The sequence below is a fragment of the Butyrivibrio sp. NC2002 genome (assembly GCF_000702265.1).
Taxonomy (GTDB): domain Bacteria; phylum Bacillota; class Clostridia; order Lachnospirales; family Lachnospiraceae; genus Butyrivibrio.
In genome coordinates this window covers 580,119-599,253 of the sequence record NZ_KL370881.1, presented here as the reverse complement: position 1 = coordinate 599,253, position 19,135 = coordinate 580,119, and the positions used below count along the sequence as shown (strand labels likewise).

Genomic DNA, 19,135 nt, shown 5'->3' with positions numbered 1-19,135 from the left:
GATCGAGAGCGCCTTTTTCATCGGCTGCCCTGAGACGATCTGTATATCCTGTTCCCATCTTCAGTGGACATCTCCCGATCCTCCGCCTCCATTGACATAATCAACAACACCTTTTCCAAAAAAACCTTCTAAAACAATATGATGTAAGGGATAAGAATTTTTCCCTTACATCATAATGTTAACTTTTTCATCCTGATTTTTATAGTGTTTTTTCACAGTCCGATCAAAAAAATTATTTATACAAGATTCTTCTGACAGAATCATGGGATAATCCGTACTCATCCGCAAGGTCCTGTATGGATTTTCCCGCACTATGCTTAGCTCTTATGTCAGCATTTCTTTTTACATAAAAATCCCTTGCTCCCGATTTTTCTCCCCAGCTTTTTTTCTCAGATTTCTCCGGTATATATATCATCTCACCTGAAGTATATTTCTGGATTTCCTTTAGGAGTTCATCGGGAAAAAGCTCTTTCGCATTTCGATATTTCATATATCCTGGCCTCTGATCTTAAGAAACTCTTCTATTGATCCATAACTATTTTCCGGTGCACTGTGACCTGCAAGTATTTCAAGGATTCGATTTTCCAAGTCATTTGCCCTCTCTTTTAATCCGGACAAATTATTGTAGTCATAAGAATCAAGCAGGTTCATCTCCTCAATGTGATACTCCTGCGTTATATACAATAATTCTTCCTGAAGGTACTGAGCATCACAAAAGGCAGGCTCTTTCATATCATTATCACAGAAGTAACGGATCCTGCGCCATGTAAGACTCATCTCACGGTACCAGTCAGAAAAGTTTTTGTAGTTGGCTTCATCCATGACTTTGGGCTCTTTTGCAGGTTCTCTTTCCAATATGAATTTTCTGGTCGCTTTAAGCAAAGAATAGATCACTTCCTTAATCCTCTCGGGATCATTCTCAGTTAAAAGGCGAGAAGCATTTTCAAAAAAGCCATCCGGAACCTGCTTCATCATAGGGCAGTGATACATACGACTATCAGGATCATCGTTGTAAGCCTGTTTGGTGCTAAATATCGGCTCTTCCGCATAGGTGTGATTCATAACTGCCACAGCCCTTGTCAATTCATAATGGATATACCCAACTTCCGAACGCACTCTATAAAGGCTGTCCTCAAAGATAAGTATGCGATATATTTCAAGCGCTTTATCCATATATTCCAGCGCTTTTCCATAAACAAATTTTGGATCATGGAGATTATCCTGAAGTCTCTTTTTAAGATTAAGAAACCTTTCTCTATCTTCATCAGAGCGTGCATACAGGATTTCTGCACCGTCCAGGATAATAGGCATGTCATTCATCTGCACCGATTCCTCTAATCGTTCCCATGAACGGGGATAAAGGTCATGCCCCACTCCATCAATAATGAATGTTTCTGCAAGTTCGTTACCTCTCTCATTTGCCGGAACAAAATAGTCAAAGCATAGACCATGCCCGTCATCTGCCGTGTTATGTCCATGCAGCGCCAGAAGCAGGGCGACATCTTCTTTGTATTCGCTTTTAATCTTATTTATGACCCAATCTGTTAATTTATTCATAGTTGTAACCCTCATTTCTTCCTGACAATATGATAGATTTATAAGTACGTCATTTTTCTAAATAAGATATCTTATGCTGTTATCATATTATCAATAGTCTGATATAGATAGTGGCAAAAACCGGTTAACTCATTCTTTTCCCAGTGTCTGTTTAGCAGCCTTTACAGGTCAAAAATACTCATCTGCGAATATTTCTCCGGCAGGTCATTTATAAAGCGAAAACAATCCTCCGGGCTTGACATAATCCCATTTGCCTTACAGATTTTTCGGAATACCTCAGTCAGTTCCCGGGCTTTTGGACTTGGTAGTTCATAGGCATTTCCATATTTTTTGATATAGCGTTCCTTCATTCCCGGAAAGTACTTATCAAGCGCTGCATAATAATATTCCCTGTCACCATCTCTAAGCGTCAATCCCATTCCAAAATCTATAATGCCTTTTACTCCTACCCGGACGCACTCATTCAGAATAGATGTAATGTTTTCTTCAGTATCATTGATGAAGGGCAGAATCGGGGTCATCCATACAACTGTTGGAATGCCCCTTTTCTGCATCTCTTCAAGCACTTCTATCCGCCTCTTTGTGTTACAAACATTTGGTTCAATTTTTTTACACAAGTCATCATCATATGTCGTAAGGGTCATCTGTACCACACACTTTGCAGAGCGGTTAATCTCATCCAAAATGTCAATATCCCGAAGGATACGATCAGATTTTGTCTGTATAGCAAGCCCGAAGTCATATTGCAGGATAATCTCCAGACATCTCCTTGTAAGCCCTAGCTCTTCCTCGATATGCATATATGGATCTGACATTGAGCCCGTACCGATCATACACTTTCGTCTTTTTGATCTCAGCGCCTTTTCCAAAAGCTGCGGAGCATTCTGCTTAACTTCAATATCTTCGAAAGGGTGCGTAAACTGATAACACTTGCTTCTGCTATCACAATATATACAGCCATGACTGCATCCGCGGTAGATGTTCATGCCACAGCGCCCTCCATTTGTGGTTAGTATTCCTTTTGCATCAACAAAATGCATATCAGCTACTCCCTTTCTATATTCTCCTTCAGTCCCACATATTTCTCTTGTTGCTCTTCTTATAGGCCTTTGCCCACTTGGAAATTTGCTTTTTCATAGCATGATTGTTGGTGTTTTCCCTGCCCAGGTTTTTATACAGTTCATACCTTTCTAAAGATAATTCCCCGCTTGCAATGGCCGCCTTAATTGCACAGCCGGGTTCTGTATCATGCCTGCAATTACTGAATTTGCATCGGCTCTCCAGATTAACGATATCTGAAAAAGTCTCATCAATCCCTTCCTGCACATTTGCCATACCAACTTCACGCATACCCGGAGTATCTATAAGAGTTACACCTCTTGGTAGTTCGATCAACTTACGGTATGTGGTTGTGTGTCTTCCCTTACCATCATCTTCTCTGATCGTAGATGTTTTCATGATATCTTTCCCTGTAATGGAATTGATCAGCGTCGATTTCCCTGCGCCGGATGAGCCCATCAGGCATATAGTGATTCCGGGTGTCATGTACTCTTGTAGTTCCTCATTGCCAATACCGTACATGGCAGAGATTGCATGGACTCGCACTTTATCTGATATCTGTTCCACTTCACGTACATATCTTCCGGGATTGTTGCAAAGATCTGATTTTGTCAGGATTACAACCGGCTCTGCTCCGCCGGCAATTGCAATACTTACGTATCTTGCTATACGATTATAGCTATAGTCCTCATTAAGTGATGTGACGATAAAAAGATAATCTACATTAGCTGCCATATATTGCATAACTCCGGTCTTAGCCTGATCAGGTCTTTGCAAAAAACTTTGTCTCTCACAGACAGAAAGAATTGTGCAGTCTCCATGCCTATTGTACAAAAATGTCACATAGTCACCTACAACAGGGAGCTTATAAGAATCTTCCTCATAGAAACTTCCCTTAAGCTTAGCCGGCAATTCCTGCTCCCAGAACTTTATCTTATAACTGTTTTTGCCTACCTCCGAAATTTTTCCTAGTTTTTCAACATGTAGCCACTGGCAGGAGAGCTTTAATGGTTTGTAATAGGGAAAATTCTTGGTAAATTCTTCTATTTCCTTTTCGTCCTCACACGTTTCAAATACCTGAGCCTCGTAAAAATATCCATGAACATCTTCAAAACCATCATTAAGTGGAAGTGCCATAAAGGCATCTGTATTTCCAAATATGGGATGGTGGATATCATATTGATCGCATGTCTTAAATCCGTGCTTTGGATAATATCCCGGTTCGCCGCAGATCACAATTCCCTTATATCCTGCTTCCTTTGCTAAAGACAGAGTTTCTTTTAAAAGAAGCGCTCCTATTCCCATATTACAGCACGTAGGTTCCACAGCAAGTGGTCCGAATGTTAATACCTCATGCTCTTCATCGCCATCTACCACCTTGGCCCTAGAATAAAAAATAGCCCCTACTACTTTTCCGTCAAGTTCTGCCACACGGCTAAGCTTTGGCAAATATTCGTCATCAGTTCGAAGCTTGTTTACCAGTAAGTGCTCATTGCATCCAGGACCGTGCAGATTCCAGAATGCACGCAGGGTCATAAGTTCAGTATTATGATAGTCTTCTCTTGTTTCTTTTCGGATAATAATATTATTCAATTTGTTGTCTCCTTTTATCTTAGCATGATCAATATTCAAATCGGGTTGATAGTATGGAGATCTTATTTAACGGAAACCGCCCAAAACGAGCAAAAGAAAACCGCGACAAATATGCCACGGTTAAAAGTCATAACATTTATCCCTATAAGATTTAAAGGGCAGAAACCGAGGTCATCATACTATTTACATTTACAATCTCTCTTTTAACAACACACATTATGATTACCTCTCTTTCCTTAGTATTTTTATATCTAAATAATTATAGTCATTAATGGATCTTTGCGTCAATGTCTTTTAGAATAACACTTCATATTGTCTCATATCTGCATATCAGCAAATTCGTTTCCTGAGTAACTGTAAAATCATTGTTTCTGGTATCGGCACTCTTTTCGTTGATAACGTCCTTGAGTCTTTTGGTCTCTTCTTTTCACTGCCAAAAGCGTCGGACACGACTTTGTATCAGAATAAAACAGTCGGCAGGAACTACCTTATAATGTTATAATGAGTCATGAACACTTATCAGTTATACGATATGATATTATCAACACTGTGTTTTTTGAAAAATAAAGGGTGAAGTGGTATATGGTTCAAAAAAAGCTGATTGTAAAGAACTTGGAGGAATTCAAGAAAGAGCTCCCGGGGTTTATAAAAGCAACTTCTGACATCGAATATAAAAAAGTTGTGGCTGAAATCATGTTTGCCAATAATCCGGAAGAAGATATAGCCGAGCTTCAAAGAATACTTAATACCAGTTTTAGTAATTTGGAAACCATAGGAATGTCTGCAGGAGGCATTCTGCCCTTTTATCATGTTGAAAGTCTTATTATCATCAGCTTTACATTTGTTAGGGAGGCAAATATTACCTCTTTTTACAAAAACTTTGACAGAAATTCAGATACTCTGGTTGACGATGTCTTATTTTATTCCAGAAAGCTTAGAGAGAATATTTTACAGATTCCAAATGTAAAGGCAGTCGAGATTTATTTTGCCAGGATAAAAGCTTCTGCATCATTATTTATTGATGAGCTCTCTAAAGGTCTTGAGGATGTCCCAATATATGGGGCAATCGCCAATGCCAACTCAGTTGAAAATTTAAACGATTTTGTAGGAAGTAATAATGACACCGTAGTTATAGGTCAGGGAAATGTGGGGCCGGGAGTTTCGGTAATAGTCTACTCCGGTAAAGATTTATATGTTTATTGTGATTATCTCTTTGGCTGGGAACCTGTTGGCAAAGAGATGGACGTATGCGCCTGCAATATAACCAATGACGGCAGAACTACTGTATTTACAATAGACGACATGAAATCTACAGATATTTATGAAAAATATCTTGGAGTTAAGCCGGACAAAATGTTTGTCCATAATATCTGTGAATTCCCCCTTATTGTTAAAAGAAACGGTGTGTTCATGGGAAGGACTCCATCAGGTTTTGGCGAAAATGGAGAGGTTTACCTTGAAGCAGATATACTGCCCGGTGAGAAGGTAAGGTTTTCCTATGGCGAGTATGATGACATTTTAAATGGGACAAAAAATGCTGCCATGCGAATGGCTGGTTTTGGCCCTGAAGCACTCTCTTTAGTTATTTGTGGCAACCGAATTATTTTTCTTCAGAGCGATTATCATCTGGAGTTTGATTTTTATAGTGAAGGAAGAGACGAGGAGCCTCTTCCCATTCTTGGCATGGGTGAAATTTACAGATACAAAGGACAGGGCGGCATATTGAACAGTGCGCTTGTTGCCACAGGAATGAGAGAAGGACTGGGAACAGAAAAGTCCCACATATTAATAAAGCAGACTGTTACTCATCATCATGATGATTTCATCCCTCTTTCCGAGAGACTCTCGCACTTCTTAAAAGCCGTGACAGGCGAGCTCGTTGAGGCAGTTGAGGATGCCCAGGCTGCCAATGAAGCAAAGAGCGCCTTTTTATCCAATATGTCCCACGAAATCAGAACACCGATAAATGCAGTGCTGGGAATGGATGAAATGATCCTTAGGGAAAGTACAGAGGATAGTATTTTAGAATATGCCGAAGCCATCAGAAGCGCCGGTAATTCTCTACTGGGCATTATTAACGATATCCTTGATTTTTCCAAGATTGAAGCCGGAAAGATGGAGATTGTTCCGGTTGAATATGATGTGGCGTCTATTCTTAATGATCTTGTCAACATGATCAAGAAACGGGCTGATGATAAAAACCTGGAGCTTGTAGTAAAGGTGGATCCTAAGATTCCGCACCTTTTATATGGGGATGAAATAAGGCTCAAGCAGGTAGCAACAAACATTCTCACCAACGCAGTTAAATACACGGAAAAAGGCAGCATAACCCTATCTGTTGATATAACAAGGATAGATGATGATGATATCATTTTGCGCTATTCTGTTAAAGACACTGGAATAGGCATCAAAGAAGAGGATCTTCCTAAGCTCTTTTCAGCTTTTGAGAGAATTGAGGAAAAGAGAAACAGGTCGATTGAAGGAACAGGACTTGGCATGCCCATAACTCAGCGCCTTCTTAAAATGATGGGAAGTGAACTTAAAGTAGACAGCGTTTACGGCGAAGGGTCTGATTTTTACTTTGATATTACCCAGAAGATAATTGACGCTGAACCGCTTGGAGACTACGATACAGCCCTCAAGAGATCCATATCCGTCAGAAAAGAATATAAGGAAAGCTTTACAGCGCCTGATGCTGAGATTCTGGTAGTTGACGACACTGAGATAAATCTCACTGTTATTAAGAACCTACTTAAAAAAACTCTCGTTAAGATCGATACAGCTCAAAGCGGTGATGAATGTCTTATGATGATGAGGCAAAAGAAATATGACATGGTCTTCCTTGATCACAGAATGCCGGGAAAGGACGGTATAGAGACTCTTTCAGAGATTAAGAAGGATAAGACCATCGATGGAGACCTTCCGATAATTGCCCTTACTGCCAATGCAGTGTCAGGATCAAGGGATTTCTATATAAATGCAGGCTTTACAGATTATCTGTCTAAGCCAATCCAAACGGATATTCTTGAGGGTATTATTTGCAAGTTCCTTCCGGGGGACAAGGTAAAAAAGGCCACAATATCTGAGCAGGATGATGTTGGAAATGACAGTTTAGAAATCATACCGGAGATTATCAGGCACTCTTCTCTCTTTGATATAAAAAAGGCAATAGCAAATTGCGGATCGTCTCAGGGACTAATGGATGCCCTGCGATCCTACTATGATTCATATCAGGATAATTCAAGGCAGATAAAGGATTACTATGATTCTGAGAGTTTCGGCAATTATACAACCAAGGTTCATGCACTTAAGAGTTCTTCTAGAATTGTAGGTCTTATGGAGCTTGGAAATCTTGCAGAAAGCCTTGAAAAAGCAGGAAATGAAGGCGATTTAAGCTTCATTAAGAAAAATACCGATAAGCTTCTTGTAATGTACAGAGAAGCGACAGCTCTTTTGGCAAAGATATTTGAAAAGGCTGAAGACGATTCCGAAAAGGAAGTAATCACTCCCAACAAGCTAAAGGAGGCCTACACTGCCATGAAGGAAATTGCCCAGATGTTTGACTATGACAGTATTCTCATGTTGCTTGATTCTATAGAAAAATACAAAATGCCGGATGATGAAAAAGAGAGATTTGAGGCCCTAAAGAGTGCGATCAGAAATGCAGATTGGGATCAGATAATCAGTATACTTGGATGAGGTAGAATTCAAATTTTCCCAAACCGAGTCCAAGTTTCGATTTCTCTTTTTTCTATTTTTTCTCTATTTTTCTTTTATAGCACTCATTACGTACTCTTTTGGCATTATCTACTTTTTCGGCAGTAACATTATCCCGGCCGTTACGGTCTTTCTAAATATTTATCCAATTCCGCCAGTAGTGCTCGCACGCCAATTACGGTCGCCTCTTACCAAAGTGTATTTATCGACAGTAGTACCAAGGATCTTATTACGGTCAGTATCATCAAAATGTAAATACCTCACGTAGTAAACATTCTTTACCTACTGTCGATTTCCACGCATATCATTTTTTCTGCCGTAATCATCTCACAAACATTACGATCCAAATTGAAAAGACTATTAAAATCAACCGTAATACACCATAGAATTCTACTGTCGAAAACTAGAACACATAAATTTAGACAGTAAACTAAGCCTTTTTTATTCTGATAAAGTCGAAAAATATTCCTTGAAAATTATTCGATCGTAGCAAACTGATTTGCTACGTGAATTAGAAACGCGGCTGGCACTGGATGGCCAGCCGTGGTAACTAGAATAATCTCAGATAAGTAAATCGATTTGGTTATGCGCTTGTCATGTCTCACCACTATTTCACAAGGAAGTTCTGCTCTCGCCCCAAAATACGGGGCTCGCCAGAACAACCGCGCCTGTAACACTCAGCCTTCGCTACCGCTTGTCTTCGTTAACAGGACGACGGTCTCAACATGTGTCTACACTATGATTTGAGCACTGATTTTCCTGATGTACACTACTATTTGAGGACACATTTTCGTCGCTCTTTTTACTCTTCGGACCAAACTTTGTTTTAGCATGATCGAAGCTATCCTTGAATCCGGTTTTGTATATAAAAGTGACCTTATAGGGATCTGCATTTCCGTCATCGTCGTACCCTCCGACAATGACTTTTTCAACAATACTTTCAAAAACCGCTCTATCAAATTCTTCAAGAACCTGATTCTGAGTAAGAGTCTTTCTGAAGCCTTCTATTCTCTTGCGAAGACTATCGTCTCCCTGTACCTGCTTTTCATAGTATTCAAGCTGAGACTGTGCTTCTGCATATTTAACCTCATATTCAGCATCCATTGACATATAGGTTTCTTTATCTATCCCGTCATCAACATATTTATCAAGAAGTTTTTTTCTTTTTTCTTTGTATTGCTTGACCTCTTTCTTAGCCTTCTGATAGTTCTTCTCGTTGGCATCATCTCCAAGAGTCTTCTCTATCCTACTCAGAAACTCATTCATTACTTCCTGATTATCTGAACACAAAAGTCTATATGATTCTATAAATGCTTCCTCTATGACCTGTTCCGGAATACCTTTTGAATCGGGACATAGCTTTTTGCCACCCTTCGTAGATGTAACACACTGCCAAATAGTCTTTTTATACTTGGATGAGCTGTGCCATTTTCTTCTTGTGAGATGACCACCGCAAAAACCACATTCTATAAGAGAGCTAAACGCAAACATTCTACTGTACTTTTCTCTCTTGCCAATCTCAACATGGTGCTGTCTTCCACCATTACGCCTTTCTCTCAGAGCCTGTGCTTTTTCAAACGTCTCATGTGAGATAATTGGCTCATGATGATTTTTTATAAAAAAGCGATCTTCCTCTCCAAGATTATCAAGCCTTCTCTTAGTTATAGGATCAACAGTAAATGTCTTTCCTAACAGAATGTCACCTGTATACTTTTCATTATTGATAACCCCCATGACGCTTGAAGATGTCCAAGGATTACCCCGTATAGTCATGATGCCTTGCTCATTAAGCTCTCTGGCAATCATCGTGCTTCCGGCTCCTGCCACATATCTTTCAAACATATATCTGACAGTTTCGGCTTCTGTTTCATCTACCGATATCGTTTTGGTCTCTATATCATACTTATAGCCAAGGCAGCCCTGAAATCCTACAAGCTCACCCCGCTTCATCTTCATCTTAAGACCCTTTTTTACATATGCAGAAGTGTTCTCTACTTCCTGCTGTGCCACAGAACTTAGAATGGTAAGAAGGAATTCTCCATCCTTGATAGTGTTAATCTTCTCAACCTCAAAATAAATAGCAACATTCTTTGTTCGGAGCTGCCTCACATACTTTAGGGTATCCAGTGTGTTCCTTGCAAACCTCGAAAGACTCTTTGCAATAACCATGTCGATCTTACCAGCCATGCAGTCTGCTATAAGCCTTTGGAAGTTCTCTCTCGTCTCTGCTTTGGTTCCGGTAGAAGCCTTGTCAGCATATACTTCAACAAATTTCCAATCGGGATTCTTCTTTATTAAATCAGTATAATACTTAACCATAGAGTCATAACTCTTGATCTGCTCTTCATCCGCAGTACTTACTCGACAATACGCAGCTACTCTGAGGCGGTCTTTTCTGCCTACCGCCGCAGAATTGTCAAAGTTTGTCTTTGCTTTTATAACTTCAACTTCCATATCCACCTCTCATTTTTGTATCACTATCGTAATGTACTATGATAAATATAAAATAATACGGTAGATAAGTCAAGTTTTAAGATCAGATATTACGCCATAATCTCGCATAAGTACCACTAATATTCTTTTATATTCCCTATCATCAATCAGGTGTTTGATAAGGAGCTGTTTTAGCATAGACAGTTGAATGCTATAACGTAATAGCTTCTTATTATCTATAGCGACCACCTCCACTTCTCATCTCTCCATTAATTAATATCTGCAGGCAAAAAACTGTCTGATTCACAGATAGGCTTTTGCCCACAGACATTCAAAAAAATCCTGCAAGTAGTTACCAGGTTCGTAACCCACATTGGCGTTGCACCACCTTCGCTAATTGGTTTCCCTCGGGAAAATGTATCATTATCACTGGAAGTATCATCGCCGCGACAGCCCTTACTGTCGTTAGCCAGAACAGATAACGCTCGCTGCAATATAACCGCAGATCATCGCACCATCCACTTAGCAAGCTCCACATTCCATACGTCTTGCAGAATGACCATATTCTGTTTTCAAGGTTCACTCCCACCGTAGTGGTGGCAATTCTTACATCGGACTTGTCAGCCCGAAAAGCCTATAAGAGACACCATGCCTGCTAAAACACTTAACTCTTATGGACTTTATGAGAATGACAAATAAAAGGTGTAAGAATGCCAGAAAGTTCCGTTTTATTGTTATACTCTGTATTTCTCTCTGATGAGCCGCATAAGAGCCATCATGATTTCCTGGCTGCATTCTTCTCGACACTGCTTGTTAAGCCAAGGTGCTATATGATACACCACTCTGTTTATATAGTCGCTGTGACGATCGAGTATGTATCCGAGAGCCTGCATACTTCCACTCTTGGCAGCAATGATCATGTCGTAATCAATTATGATTTTTTCTTCTTCCATTCTTCTTAGCCCTCGCTTTCTTCAGCCCGTTATATTTGTAGTCCCTTGCTCGTTCAGGAGTGATCCCCAGGAGTTTTCCAATCGAATCAAAATCGTAGCCAAAGCCTACAAATAAAATGAGTGCCTCTTTTTCCCTTTCCGTCAGATTATCAAAAACATCGCCAAAGCCGTCGCTTTTAATTGCGAAGCGTATATTTCTGATAATCATCTCAATTTCTTCCCCCAGTTCGTGACTGTTTTCCACTGCGATATAGTCTCTTAAGCTTCCTTCACTGAGAGATTCAAGTGAAATGCCGCTGTTTCTTCTTTCCGCAGCACTGGCACTTCTTGTCACGTTCCTTGCACAGTACCAGATGGAGTCTCTCATAAATTTCCAGAAGTCTTCCTCCACCTCCCGCTTTTCAGATTCGTTCATTCAAAAGTTCCTCCTCTTCGCAAGGAACTTTCAAAACATCCTTACACTCCTTTACTGTGTTTTGATATGCCAAAACATCACGGATAAAATAAAAAAATTTTTATTTTTTTATTCCGATAGGCATCACCTCCCCTGAAATAGCCGTAAAAAAGCCATAAAAAACCAGTCATAAGGGGTTGACTTGCGATTTTTTATGCCTTATAATTCACTATGTATCATATTATATATTATATAGCGTGATTTTATAAGGAGCAGACTATGCTTTTTGAATATTTGAAAGAACATTACGATGACGGGGAGCCTATCTTCCTCGATGATATTCATATAGAAGGAATGCGAAGGGATAACTTCCGCCAGCAGATCAAGACACTTGCAGACGCAGGTAAGATTGTGCGATATGAGAAAGGGATTTATTATATTCCGAAGAAAACCCGCTTCAGCTCATCCGCCGGCCCGACTCCCGAAACGGTAGCAAGGTACAAATATATCTCCCGTGGTGGTAAGACTGACGGTTATTATTCCGGCAGCACCTTTGCCAACATCATCGGACTGTCCTTGCAGGTACCTATGAAGAAGGAAATCGTCAGCAACAACATAGCCGCCATCGTAAGGGAAGTGCTGATCGGCAAGCAGTCCTTTATTGTCAGAAAGACCAATGTTCCCATCTCCGATGATAATGTTAAGGTTCTTCAGCTTTTGGAATTATTAAAAAATCTGGACTCTTACCTTGACAGCGATTATGATGAAGCGAGGGAAAAATTAAAAAAATATTCTCTTGCGAACCATATTACAAGAGACGATGTTGACCAATATATAAGACGATATCCGGATTCAACCTTCCGGTATTATTATGAAATGAGGTTAGACCATGTACTTGCATAATGATAAGGATCTCTTTACAGAGGTCATAACAGAAGCCAACGCACAGACCGGCATCGCAGAATCCATCATTGAAAAGGATTACTACGTTACCATGATCTTAAAACTGTTGGCAAAGAGCAATCCTGATATAGTTTTCAAAGGGGGAACCTCATTATCGAAGTGTTTCCACCTTATCAACAGGTTTTCCGAAGATATTGATATCACCTTCTCTGAACATATCGGAGAATCCCGGAGAAAGAAACTCAAATACAATATCCTCAAACCGATCAGTGATGAGCTGGGTATGCCCATTGAGAACTGGGACAGTATCGAGAGCGATAAAGATTACAACTATTACCTCTTTGGCTATCAACCTGCAAACGACTACCCGGTGGAAGGCATCATGCCCGGAGTAAAACTTGAAACCGCCCTTGTCTCCTATTCCTTCCCGACCGAAGAAAGGGATGTTGACTCGATTATCTATGGAGCAATAAAAGACTCTGCATCAGACATCATCTCAGATTACGGGCTTGAACCGTTTTCGATGAAAGTGCAGTCAGTCAGCAGGACATTCATTGATAAGATTTATGCCCTCTGCGATTATTACATGGAAGATAAAACGAAACGTTTTTCAAGACACCTGTATGATCTCCATATGCTCTATCCGACCATTACTGTGGATGATTCATTTATGGGACTTATACAACAGGTTCGTGAGCATCGTTCAAAGCTTCCTATCTGCCCTTCCGCAAAAGAAGGCGTAGATATAAAATCGCTCATAACGGAGTTCCTTGATAAAGAATTCTATAAGAGCGACTACGATAACATCACCAGAACGCTGATCTCCGATGATGTGACCTATGAGCAGACTTCTCTCACTCTGAGAGAAATCGCAGAAAAGCTCTTCTGATATATTTTCGTAAATCTATTGCCAGTCATTTCGCACTCTGATATGATATGGCTCATAAAACACCAAAACTGCTAAAGATACCGGCGCTATCCGTGCGCCGTACTGTGGCAGTTTTTTATTTTCTCTTTATTCCCCACAGTACAAAAGCATAAAGGCAATCGCCGGATACGGCGTTATGGGTTCAAAGCGAACCGCCCTATGGCGGTCTGAACCCGCAAATCGGAACCGATTTGCAAGAAGAATACCAAGCATTGGATGTGTCATGACACATCCACATTTACTGACCATTTTCCCTGCCGGCAAAATGACAGCAAATGAGCTTGCAAGGGGATACTCCCCCTGACCCCCGTTAATGCAGAACTGCATCCTTTTCCCTTTCCGAAAAAAGAGCATTTCTGCCAAAAATCAAACACGCCGGATACGGCAATTTTGAAAGGAAGTGCCCTATATGAGCAAAGAACGTGATCGCAAGATACCCATCCAGGTGTATCTGAGCGAAAATGAAAAATATGTCCTCGATGAGAAAATCAAAGAATCCAAAATGCGGAATATATCTGAGTATATCCGCCACCTGATCCTATACGGTTATGTCTATGACATCGACTATAACGGACTGAAGGAATACAACTACCAGATAGCCGCCCTCGGCAGAAACATAAACATGATCAGAGAGCGGATTATGAAAACCGGGAACGCTTACGAAGAAGATCTAAATGAGATAAAGGAGTTGATGGATAAGATATGGCATACACACGAATCCATGCTATCAAAAGTACCGTTACAAAAGCTGTAGCTTATATTTGCAATCCGGATAAGACCGAGCAGCAACTGCTCGTTGATTCATTTGGCTGTAGTCCCGAAACAGCCAGGCATGACTTTGACTATGCTCTTTCCCGAACAAAGCAATCTGACAAAAATCAGGCTTATCATCTGATCCAGTCTTTTGCAAAAGGCGAGGTTTCTCATGAAGAAGCACATCGTATCGGGATCGAACTCGCAGACAAACTGCTCGGTGGCAAATACTCCTATGTTGTCGCAACCCATACAGATAAAGGTCACCCACATAATCACATTATATTTTGCGCCGCCGATAACATAGATCACAAAAAATACAATGCCTGCAAGAAAAGCTATTATCACATCAGGCAACTTAGCGATGAATTATGCAAAGAACACAGCCTTTCCATCATTGAGCCAAGTGGCAGAAAAGGTAAAAAATATATTCAGTGGAAAGCTGAACAGGAAGGCACATCATGGAAAAAACGGCTTCAGGAAGATATCGACGAATGCATTAGAATCGCCAAATCCTACGAGGACTTTTTACGCCTTATCAGAGAAAAAGGCTATACAGTTACCGGTGAAATAATCGGAGATCCTCACGCAAAATACATAAAGTTCACCGCCCCGGGCCAAGAGCGACCTGTGCGTGGCAGCTTCCGCAATTTTGGAGCAGGTTATACAAAAGAAGAAATCAAAGACAGGATTGAAAATCCCGAGAAATGGCAGAAAAAAGAACAAACTGTACAGGAGCCAAACACCACAGAAGCTCCAAAGCAGAAATCACGGATCAAGATACCAAAGAAGGATATCGTCACCAGAACCGGTGCAAGCAGAACGCTCATAGATACCTCTGGAGAAAAATTTCAAAACAGCCCCGGTCTCCAGCACTGGGCTTCCGTCAAAAACCTTAAGACTGCCGCCGCCAGCTATGCCGTTGCAGATAACCTTTCTCAGCTTCAGAAGCAAATTGACAAAAAGACTGCCGAGGCGAAATCTGCCCGTACTGAGCTTGTAGAGCTGGAGCATCAAATGAAAAAAGTCTCCGAACTGCTCCTATATGCGGAACAGTACAGGGACAATAAACCCTTTCAGGATAAATACAAGAAATCCAAGGATCCGGACAGATACCTTCGTATGCATGAAACTCAGCTTATTCTATATGACGGTGCTGAACGAATGCTTCGAAAGATGGGACTTGACCCAAAATCTGTCGAGCCGTCAGAGATACGGGCCGACTATGAAGCCATGCAATCTCGAAAGACTATCCTCGAAAAAACTTATAAATCTGCTGAGAATGAAGTCCAATCACTTCAACAGAAAATGGACAACGTACAAAAGTATGTTGGAAGAGACAGTTCTCACGATTATGTTCAACAGCAAGTCACTACAGGGCACGATAAAAGTAGAACTTAAAACAGAGGGAGTGAATACCACTCCCTCAAATTCTCAACTAATCCTTTACGTCAATTTGAATAAATATCAAGCATCTTCTGCGAACACCTCGTGGTCACCTCAAGATAGTATTTGGCATCTTCAGTAGACATTTCCTTTGAATCATACTGATCTACCTTTTCCGCGAAATCTGAATATTTTCCCATGATCTCAGAATACTCACTCAGCATTGAAACGGCATTTGTTGGATCTGCCATATACTTCTTCATAAACACTACATACTCATCAACAAATTCCTCGTAACTATCAAGAAATGCCTTTAAATCCGGATCCACGCCAGATGTTTGATCAGTGGTTTCAGTGATATCCTCGTCCTTGCTCTCATCTGTCATATCGGAATCCGTTGCAGCCACAGCATCATCCTGATTGCCTGCAGGTTCATTATCCAATTTTTGATTAAACAGTTCTGTCTTAGTCCCATCATTCACGGACGGTGGTTCACTTGCTACCTGCTCGGTTGCTGTTGCTGTTGATGCCCGCTCCTCCGTTAAATCCTCGGCTATCTTATCATTACCGGGAATCTTAAACATGCCATATCTATTTGCCTGGTTTACTCCCGCTAAAAGACAAAATGCTGCAAGAACTATAGCTGCTATAGGGAAGCCCTTAAGCTTATACTTCTTTGTAAGGCAAAAGATCGCTCCTCCGATAATTGCCGTTGAAAGTATTATTGTAAGTATTGGCGGATCAGTGGCGAAATCAACCACTGCAAGGATTAAAAGACCTATACCTATGAACTTTCCATATTTTTCAAGGCCGCTTACATTATCTGTCTCCACCAGTCCTCTCTTACTGGTCTGCTGTTGATATACATCTTGTTCATATACGCTTTGATTATTTACGGCATATGCCGAAGATACAGACGAAGTTTCCGGCACACTATTTCCGCCAGCATTGGTCCCATCATTCTGAGCATTACCTACCGGCGCACCGCAATTAGCACAAAACTTTGTTCCTTCAGGAATCTCACTTCCACAATTCGTACAAAAAGCCATATTTTTCTCCCTTCTCCTACTTGCTATGGTAGGTAATCAGCACATTAGAATTTTTCGGAAAGATATCTCCTTCCTCAAACTCGTTATTTCCGTTGATAGTAACCTCTTCTACCTGCCCATTTTTCTTCTGATTAAACATATTAAGATCATTGAGCGGCACCGCAGTTACATTCAAAAAGCCGGCACCCTTAAACAGCATGACTACACTGTTATAATTTCTTTCCGTGCATTCTGTCATAGCTTCCGTTATAGCCACCTCGTTTGCACCTACAGCTATATGTGCCTTTTTCTTTTTGTTATCTCCCATAAACAGTCCAATGCCACGGCAGGATTTACCGGGCATGATGAAAAGTCTCAAATCGTCTTATAAGACCTGAAAATAAGCGTTTTTTGTGTTTCGCTCTCAATTTTACCAAAGATTTACCAATATTTCTGGAGAGTCAGACTTGCGAAAATAGGATACCAAAATGAGGAGAAAATCAAAATGAGCGATTTATTAACTTGTGAATTTAATATCGATACTGCCTGTGTGGAGCTTTGCTTCGCTGATGGCAGCATGATTTCTATAGACTGCACCGCCGTTGAGAACGAGGTCGCAGACAATATGTACCAGAGGTCAGAGCTTGACTATCTGATATACAATGACCCGGTAGCCTATGTGAATTTAATTCTCAATGGTGACCCGGAAACATACTTGAAAACCGTTACGGAATACAACCCTTTGGACTGATTACCAGAGATAAAGCAAGCCGTCTGTGCGGGCATGAGAAATGCTTGTACAGACGGCTTTTTAGGTGAGTATCTGTTTTCAAATGATAATTTTTATTGCTTGACCGATTCGGTTATTGGTGCTATACTCTAAATAACCGAATCGGTTATTATGTAAAAAGGAGAAAATGAATTGGACAAATTTTTGGCCCTGACCGAAGAAAAGAGAACGGCTATTCTCAATGCGGCGCTCCAGTGTTTCGGCAAGTTTGGTTATGAAAAAGCCTCAATCAATGATATTGCGGTAGCCGCACACATTTCCAAAGCGTCTGTGTTTCAGTATTTCGGCAGTAAAAAGCGGCTCTACATTTACCTACTGGAATACTGCAAGAAAATCATAGAGGGAATATTTGACAAGGAAGCCCTCAATTCCCAAACAGATTTGTTCGACAGAATCCTGGCATCCAGCCGCATGGAAATGGAGAGCTTCCAAAACCAGCCCTTTATTTTGCAGTTTATTACCAGCGTCTGGGAGGAAACCTCTCCGGAAGTAGCCGATGCGCTGGTGATTCTGACCGAGGAAGTCTGCAAATTCAGAAACGATATGGTTCTTCGGGAAGATGATGCGCTGAAGTTCAAAAACCCGGAGGATGCCCAGCCGGTCTTTCAAATGCTGCTTCTGATGGCTGAGGGCTATGCGGCCCGGTACCGTGGGGCGGCGGCCTTCGATTTTCAGGCTGTCATGGAGAATTTTGAGGAGAACATCGCAATTCTGCGGAAAAATTTTTATAAGGAGGAGTATCAAAAATGAGTGAGCAAGCAATCGTCTTAAACCAGCTGACCAAGCACTATGGAACCCATCGGGGGATCAACGACCTCAGTTTCTCGGTGAATGAGGGCGAGTTTTTCGGCTTCATTGGCCCCAACGGTGCAGGAAAATCCACCACCATCCGCACGCTGATGGGCCTGATCCATCCCAGCGGCGGCAACGCCTCTATTTTCGGCCTGGACTGTCAGACCAAGGCCAGTGTCATTGCCAGAGATGTGGGCTACCTTCCCAGCGAGAACAGCTATTATGAAAACATGAAGGTGCGGGACCTGCTGCAATACACCGCTGACCTGTACGGCATGGACTGCGAAACGAAAATGTATGAGCTTTCTGAGCGCCTTAATCTGGATCTGACCCGGAAAATCGCAGACCTGTCTCTGGGCAACAAGAAGAAGGTGGGGATCGTGTCTGCCGTCATGACCTCGCCCAAGCTGCTGATCATGGACGAACCCACCAGCGGCTTAGACCCGTTGATCCAGCAGGCTTTCTACGATATTCTGAAGGAGGAGAACAGCCGGGGAACCACCATTTTCTTCTCCTCCCATGTCCTCAGTGAGGTGCAGAAGCTGTGTGACCGGGTGGCGATCTTAAAAGAGGGCAAGCTCGTGGGCATTCAGTCCATCCGAGAGCTGCGGGAAAGCGGCTATAAAAAGGTCAGCCTTACCGCTGAAACGGCCATCCCCCGTGAGTTCTGGGGCCTGCCCGGCATTGCCAACTACACCGAGAGTCCTGACAAGACCTCTGTTTCCTTTATGTATAACGGCAATATCACGGCGATCATTGACAAGCTTCACCTGCTGCATTTGGACGATGTGCTTTTGGAAGAACCCTCTTTGGAGGAGATCTTCCTGCACTACTATGCGTAAGGAGGTG

General features: G+C 41.4%; 18 protein-coding genes. 8 read left to right on the top strand and 10 right to left on the bottom strand.

Annotated features, from left to right (window positions below):
- Nucleotides 1-232 precede the first annotated feature (232 nt).
- The 4 genes from T543_RS13600 to rsgA all read right to left on the bottom strand — a co-directional run bounded on the left by T543_RS13600 (nt 233) and on the right by rsgA (nt 4,209).
- On the bottom strand, nt 233-490 hold the full coding sequence (locus tag T543_RS13600) for a CD3324 family protein (RefSeq protein WP_035769279.1): 258 nt from the start codon (nt 488-490) through the stop codon (nt 233-235).
- On the bottom strand, nt 487-1,557 hold the full coding sequence (locus tag T543_RS13595) for a hypothetical protein (protein WP_035769278.1): 1,071 nt from the start codon (nt 1,555-1,557) through the stop codon (nt 487-489). Before T543_RS13595 ends, T543_RS13600 begins: the two co-directional genes overlap by 4 nt.
- Nucleotides 1,558-1,718: 161 nt before the next feature.
- Nucleotides 1,719-2,597 (bottom strand): SPL family radical SAM protein, encoded by an 879-nt coding sequence (locus T543_RS13590; RefSeq protein WP_035769277.1) that lies wholly within the window; start codon nt 2,595-2,597, stop codon nt 1,719-1,721.
- Nucleotides 2,598-2,625: 28 nt separating this feature from the next.
- Nucleotides 2,626-4,209 carry a ribosome small subunit-dependent GTPase A gene (rsgA, locus tag T543_RS13585; RefSeq protein WP_081830079.1) on the bottom strand — a complete coding sequence of 528 codons (1,584 nt, stop codon included), beginning with the start codon at nt 4,207-4,209 and terminating at the stop codon, nt 2,626-2,628.
- Between the two features lie 582 nt (nt 4,210-4,791).
- Here rsgA and T543_RS15440 point away from each other — a divergent pair.
- Nucleotides 4,792-7,908: an ATP-binding protein gene (locus tag T543_RS15440; RefSeq protein ID WP_051638785.1), complete on the top strand. Its 3,117-nt coding sequence runs from the start codon at nt 4,792-4,794 to the stop codon at nt 7,906-7,908.
- Between the two features lie 738 nt (nt 7,909-8,646).
- Here T543_RS15440 and T543_RS13575 read toward each other — a convergent pair.
- From T543_RS13575 to T543_RS13560, 4 genes are all read right to left on the bottom strand, one after another.
- A complete protein-coding gene (locus T543_RS13575) occupies nt 8,647-10,380 on the bottom strand; it encodes a recombinase family protein (protein ID WP_027215709.1) in 1,734 nt (577 codons plus the stop codon).
- Between the two features lie 69 nt (nt 10,381-10,449).
- Nucleotides 10,450-10,608 carry an SHOCT domain-containing protein gene (locus T543_RS16325; protein WP_330370009.1) on the bottom strand — a complete coding sequence of 53 codons (159 nt, stop codon included), beginning with the start codon at nt 10,606-10,608 and terminating at the stop codon, nt 10,450-10,452.
- Nucleotides 10,609-11,093: 485 nt separating this feature from the next.
- Nucleotides 11,094-11,312 (bottom strand): helix-turn-helix domain-containing protein, encoded by a 219-nt coding sequence (locus tag T543_RS13565; RefSeq protein WP_027215711.1) that lies wholly within the window; start codon nt 11,310-11,312, stop codon nt 11,094-11,096.
- A complete protein-coding gene (locus T543_RS13560) occupies nt 11,287-11,727 on the bottom strand; it encodes a sigma-70 RNA polymerase sigma factor region 4 domain-containing protein (protein ID WP_027215712.1) in 441 nt (146 codons plus the stop codon). The genes T543_RS13565 and T543_RS13560 overlap by 26 nt, the downstream gene beginning before the upstream one ends.
- A 258-nt stretch (nt 11,728-11,985) precedes the next feature.
- On the opposite strand from T543_RS13560, the gene T543_RS13555 reads away from it, so the two are divergent.
- From T543_RS13555 to T543_RS13535, 4 genes are all read left to right on the top strand, one after another.
- Nucleotides 11,986-12,609, top strand: coding sequence for a DUF6088 family protein (locus tag T543_RS13555; RefSeq protein ID WP_027215713.1), 624 nt, complete (start codon nt 11,986-11,988; stop codon nt 12,607-12,609).
- Nucleotides 12,596-13,498, top strand: coding sequence for a nucleotidyl transferase AbiEii/AbiGii toxin family protein (locus tag T543_RS13550; RefSeq protein ID WP_027215714.1), 903 nt, complete (start codon nt 12,596-12,598; stop codon nt 13,496-13,498). Before T543_RS13555 ends, T543_RS13550 begins: the two co-directional genes overlap by 14 nt.
- A 448-nt stretch (nt 13,499-13,946) precedes the next feature.
- Nucleotides 13,947-14,291 carry a plasmid mobilization protein gene (locus T543_RS13540; protein ID WP_027215716.1) on the top strand — a complete coding sequence of 115 codons (345 nt, stop codon included), beginning with the start codon at nt 13,947-13,949 and terminating at the stop codon, nt 14,289-14,291.
- Nucleotides 14,240-15,691: a relaxase/mobilization nuclease domain-containing protein gene (locus tag T543_RS13535; RefSeq protein ID WP_035769276.1), complete on the top strand. Its 1,452-nt coding sequence runs from the start codon at nt 14,240-14,242 to the stop codon at nt 15,689-15,691. The genes T543_RS13540 and T543_RS13535 overlap by 52 nt, the downstream gene beginning before the upstream one ends.
- Nucleotides 15,692-15,741: 50 nt before the next feature.
- Here the strand turns inward: T543_RS13535 and T543_RS13530 are convergent, their stop codons facing one another.
- Nucleotides 15,742-16,725, bottom strand: a complete 984-nt coding sequence (locus tag T543_RS13530; protein ID WP_026667063.1) for a zinc ribbon domain-containing protein — start codon at nt 16,723-16,725, stop codon at nt 15,742-15,744.
- Between the two features lie 16 nt (nt 16,726-16,741).
- Nucleotides 16,742-17,083, bottom strand: a complete 342-nt coding sequence (locus T543_RS13525) for a hypothetical protein (protein WP_155841026.1) — start codon at nt 17,081-17,083, stop codon at nt 16,742-16,744.
- A 126-nt stretch (nt 17,084-17,209) separates the two neighbouring features.
- Between T543_RS13525 and T543_RS13520 the strand changes: the two genes are divergently transcribed.
- The 3 genes from T543_RS13520 to T543_RS13510 all read left to right on the top strand — a co-directional run bounded on the left by T543_RS13520 (nt 17,210) and on the right by T543_RS13510 (nt 19,128).
- On the top strand, nt 17,210-17,455 hold the full coding sequence (locus tag T543_RS13520) for a DUF6061 family protein (protein WP_026667061.1): 246 nt from the start codon (nt 17,210-17,212) through the stop codon (nt 17,453-17,455).
- Between the two features lie 171 nt (nt 17,456-17,626).
- On the top strand, nt 17,627-18,244 hold the full coding sequence (locus tag T543_RS13515) for a TetR/AcrR family transcriptional regulator (protein WP_035769275.1): 618 nt from the start codon (nt 17,627-17,629) through the stop codon (nt 18,242-18,244).
- Nucleotides 18,241-19,128, top strand: coding sequence for an ABC transporter ATP-binding protein (locus T543_RS13510; protein WP_035769274.1), 888 nt, complete (start codon nt 18,241-18,243; stop codon nt 19,126-19,128). Before T543_RS13515 ends, T543_RS13510 begins: the two co-directional genes overlap by 4 nt.
- Nucleotides 19,129-19,135: the final 7 nt, after the last annotated feature.